Raw genomic sequence first — 3,608 nt, 5'->3', positions numbered from 1 at the left:
AAAGAAAAAACCACGAAGTTGAAACATTCATAATTCTTTCTTAAATAAACAAGGAAAAATTTCTTCCGGAATTTTTCCGCGTATAGCAGGCAACGTTTTGGGGCTTTGCGATGGTGGGGAAATCGAAGCGCAAATGTTCAGTTTAGCACAAATGTTTATTAGAATTCCAAATGTTCAATTTAGCACTTCTGCCCCACTATTGCAAAACCCCTGTTATGTGCTGCCCTTTTTTCTACGCATAAAAGTCGTCCATTAAATTGGTTCGTTCTTTTGTCGTCAAGTCAATATAGTCAAAGCGTTTGTATGAGCAAAATGAACCCATATCTTTGTCGCCATTAATGAAGATTGCACCAATTAAAACCACATATTTACAAGGATAATTTGTTTTAGAAACTAACTCTTCAATTCTTTCATTGATGGCTTCATACATTACTTCGGTTGCCTCAAATATTTGACTGTCTGCTGATTTAATTCTGTCTGCTTGTTTCAAAAATATTTGTTCAATGGTGTTCATTTGATAATCCAAATCGGTGATGTTATCTTTCTCAATTTGGTTGTTCAAAAGTTTGCCTAATGCACCTTTGGCTGCACCACAACAAGCAGAATTTTCTGATTGCCCGAATCTATGAATTTCGCCAATTGTTCCGTCTTTTGTAATGCCAATATGTGGTGCATAAAACACTACAACTGCTCCGTCTTCGGGAACGTGGTGTGCAAAAGCGTTCATCCCTGTTACACCTGCAAACGGATAACCATTTAGTCCGCCCATTTTGAAAGGGCCAAGCATTTCGTATGCTCTTGGTGGATATTGAATAGCGTTTACATCATCGCAACACATACTATCAGCGTGCATTAATTGATTGGGCTGTAAGCCCAATTTATTTTCTATCACATCTAATAGTTTGTTTACGGTGTCTGCTGTTGTTTTGGCATTTGGATACCATTTTTTTACTGTGTCTAAATTTTGATTGCTCATTGCGAATTTTAATTATAAAATGATATTATTTTTCGGTTGTAAAGCTGGTGGTAAATCGGTTTCGCCAAGCATTTCCCTTAAATCTATTTCTATTGTTCGGCTCATTTGCGAAATAGGAACATCGTTTGCTCCACCTTCAAATGGGTTCTCGGTGCTTTCGCCAACTTGCTCTAAAGAAGTGTAAACCCAAGAAATTAAAACGCTAAATGGAATTACTAACCAAACCATATTTCCTTTCATTATTCCTTCTATACTTTCGTTGAGTTTGTCAAATTCTTTGAGCATTCCAAAAGGTAAAAGGAAGCAAAATAGTTTGATGAAAAATGTATTGATTGTTGCAAATTGTCGTGGATAAGGAAAGTTTTTTATGCGTTCGCTTTTGCCTTGATTATCATAAAAATCTTTTACCATTTTTTCCATTTCTACAAATTGGTAACTATCAATTTCTTTGTTTGCAAAAAGTTCTTTCAATGTTTTAGATTGTAAACTCATTAATTGAACCGCTCTGTTTTTGGTTGTTAAAATATATTTCAGTTCGTCTGCCGAAATATATTTTGCTAATTCAGTTTCTAATGGACTTTCTTTTTCTGGAACAGAATAAAACGCTTTGTAATCTTCGTTATGAGCTTTTGTAGTTGTTTCCCAAACTCGGCTATCTCTCATTTGATAACGCAAGGCTGTAAGCCAAGCAAAATGGCGATAAACCAATTCTTCTGTTTTGGTTGGATTATTCAAAAAATCTCGGCTCATTGTTCCCCAAGTTCGGCTACTGTTGAGTATTGCACCCCAAATTTGCCGTGCTTCCCAAGTTCTATTATAAGTTTGTGTGTTTTTGAAACCAACAATAAAAGCAGTTGCAGTTCCTAATAATGCAACAACTGTCCAAGGAATTGCTAACCATTTTAAACCCACAACTTGATATAAAATTGTGGGAACAATGCCTAAAATTAAAAGCCAAAATATGGTTCGTTTTGTCCAAACCAAAAATTCTGAAAGTTTATATGATTTACCGCTGTGCATTATTTTGAATTATTTGAAGTGAATTTACTGATTAAAATACCCACCAATACCACCGAATAAAATTGCCCTGCAATGCCAAAAAATGAGGTAATTAGTTTAGTATAATGTGTGTTTGGTGTAATGTCGCCAAAGCCAATGCTGGTAAGTGTTATGGAACTAAAATACACCAAATCCATATAAGTTGAGGCTGGGTTTGACAAATCAATTCCTTTAAATGATTGTGGATTTTGATAGACGAAAAATTGTAAAAGGAATGTGCTTATTTCTATCAATAAAAAATAACCACAAGCCGAAGCCGAAATAATATCGGTATTGATATAGCTTGGTTTGATTAAATATTTTAACACTTCCCAAAAAATAAAAAGGAAGAAAACAACATAGCCAAAGTTTAGGAAAATAAAATAATTGGGATTGTTGCCCCAAAAAGTTAAACCAATTGGCAAAACCAAAACAAGTAGAAAAAGTATATTTTGAATGACGTTTTTCCACCTACCTTTTTCAATGAAAACGCCAACACTTGCAATGCCTAAAATGACCATATTTATAGGCCAAATTATTTTTGTGTAGAAAGGTAAGTCGTTTAAAAATATGCCAATAAAAAGATGTTGAATTAAAGCAAAAAGCAATAATTCATATTTTCGTTTGTGTATGTAGTTTAAAATATTTTGCATTAATGTGCTTGTCCAATATCTAAACGGTTTATTTTTCCTTCGGCATTGATTTGAAATTTGAAATAGGTTTTAAAGTCTCCCCAACTTTCGGTGTGAAAATTACCTGTAATATCAAGTCCGTTATTTTCTACTTTGTCTATGCTTGTAAATTTTTCGTGTCCGCAAGCATCTTTTACGAAACTTAAAAAGTCTCTTGGGTTTCCATCATCATACAATTTTGCGTCAGTAGTAAAGAATGATAGAAAGGTTTTGCTGTCGCCACTTTGCCAAGCATCAAAAGCATTTTTTACTGTTTCGTTTGTTAGTTTTGAAGTGTCCATTTTGTTGTTCTGCTTTGTTGATTTTTGATTTGTATTGGCTTGTCCACAAGCTGTAAAACTTAAAACTGTAAAAATACAAAATGTGTAAAATAATTTGTTCATTTTAGTTTGTTTTTGAAAGTGGATGTTGCAAGTAGATGATTACTAAATTCAGCAAGAGAAAAGGCAACTCTATTGCAACGCCTTTTAGGTCTTTATCTATAAGGTGAAAACAAATAATCATTAATATACCTGCCGCCATTATAAAATTACCCCAAAGAAACATTTTTGGGTGAAGTATAAGCAATGCTCCAATAATTGTGATTGCTCCGTTTATCATTACTGCTGTTTTGCTAAAATTCCATTTGCCAAACATTTCAAGCATTTCTGTCTTTGCTGTCAACATTGCATAGCCTTGTTTCAGTCCCATAAAAACGGCTACAAGAATTAGAATTGAATTGAATATTTTGATTGCTGTTGTCATAATGTCTTTTTTTTTAATTGTCTGTCTGTTAATTGTTAGCACTGTCGTTCGGTAGGGTTGCACATAACGTTTTGCAGCTTGGCGAAGTGGCGGATTTAGAGGTACTTACTTTCAATTTAGCACAAATGTTTATTTGAAAACCAAATGTTCAATTTAGC

The 3,608-nt window shown here is 33.9% G+C and carries 5 protein-coding genes; all 5 read right to left on the bottom strand.

The genetic code is table 11. The features are described from left to right. Nucleotides 1-232: 232 nt before the first annotated feature. Genes Q361_RS13170 through Q361_RS13150 form a run of 5 tightly spaced genes read right to left on the bottom strand, consistent with a single transcriptional unit; the run spans nt 233 to nt 3,450 of the window. The gene (locus Q361_RS13170; protein ID WP_103727191.1) at nt 233-976 is read right to left on the bottom strand and encodes a hypothetical protein; all 744 of its coding nucleotides are present in this window, start codon (nt 974-976) and stop codon (nt 233-235) included. A 12-nt stretch (nt 977-988) separates the two neighbouring features. Then, entirely contained in the window at nt 989-1,996 is a 1,008-nt protein-coding gene (locus Q361_RS13165; protein WP_103727190.1) for a bestrophin family protein, read from the bottom strand. Further along, nucleotides 1,996-2,667 (bottom strand): potassium channel family protein, encoded by a 672-nt coding sequence (locus tag Q361_RS13160; RefSeq protein ID WP_103727189.1) that lies wholly within the window; start codon nt 2,665-2,667, stop codon nt 1,996-1,998. The genes Q361_RS13165 and Q361_RS13160 overlap by 1 nt, the downstream gene beginning before the upstream one ends. After that, the gene (locus Q361_RS13155; protein WP_103727188.1) at nt 2,667-3,089 is read right to left on the bottom strand and encodes a nuclear transport factor 2-like protein; all 423 of its coding nucleotides are present in this window, start codon (nt 3,087-3,089) and stop codon (nt 2,667-2,669) included. Before Q361_RS13155 ends, Q361_RS13160 begins: the two co-directional genes overlap by 1 nt. 1 nt (nt 3,090) lies before the next feature. Beyond that, on the bottom strand, nt 3,091-3,450 hold the full coding sequence (locus Q361_RS13150; RefSeq protein WP_103727187.1) for a DoxX family protein: 360 nt from the start codon (nt 3,448-3,450) through the stop codon (nt 3,091-3,093). Between the last annotated feature and the right edge of the window lie 158 nt (nt 3,451-3,608).

This window comes from Flavobacterium croceum DSM 17960, from assembly GCF_002917885.1.
GTDB classification, from domain to species: Bacteria; Bacteroidota; Bacteroidia; order Flavobacteriales; family Flavobacteriaceae; genus Flavobacterium; species Flavobacterium croceum.
This window is presented reverse-complemented; position numbering and strand designations above follow the sequence as displayed.

Bases quoted from the DNA above. Each gene is read 5' to 3' on its own strand.
- Q361_RS13150 (WP_103727187.1), bottom strand. From the start codon at position 3,450: ATGACAACAGCAATCAAAATATTCAATTCAATTCTAATTCTTGTAGCC.
- Q361_RS13155 (WP_103727188.1), bottom strand. From the start codon at position 3,089: ATGAACAAATTATTTTACACATTTTGTATTTTTACAGTTTTAAGTTTT.
- Q361_RS13160 (WP_103727189.1), bottom strand. From the start codon at position 2,667: ATGCAAAATATTTTAAACTACATACACAAACGAAAATATGAATTATTG.
- Q361_RS13165 (WP_103727190.1), bottom strand. From the start codon at position 1,996: ATGCACAGCGGTAAATCATATAAACTTTCAGAATTTTTGGTTTGGACA.
- Q361_RS13170 (WP_103727191.1), bottom strand. From the start codon at position 976: ATGAGCAATCAAAATTTAGACACAGTAAAAAAATGGTATCCAAATGCC.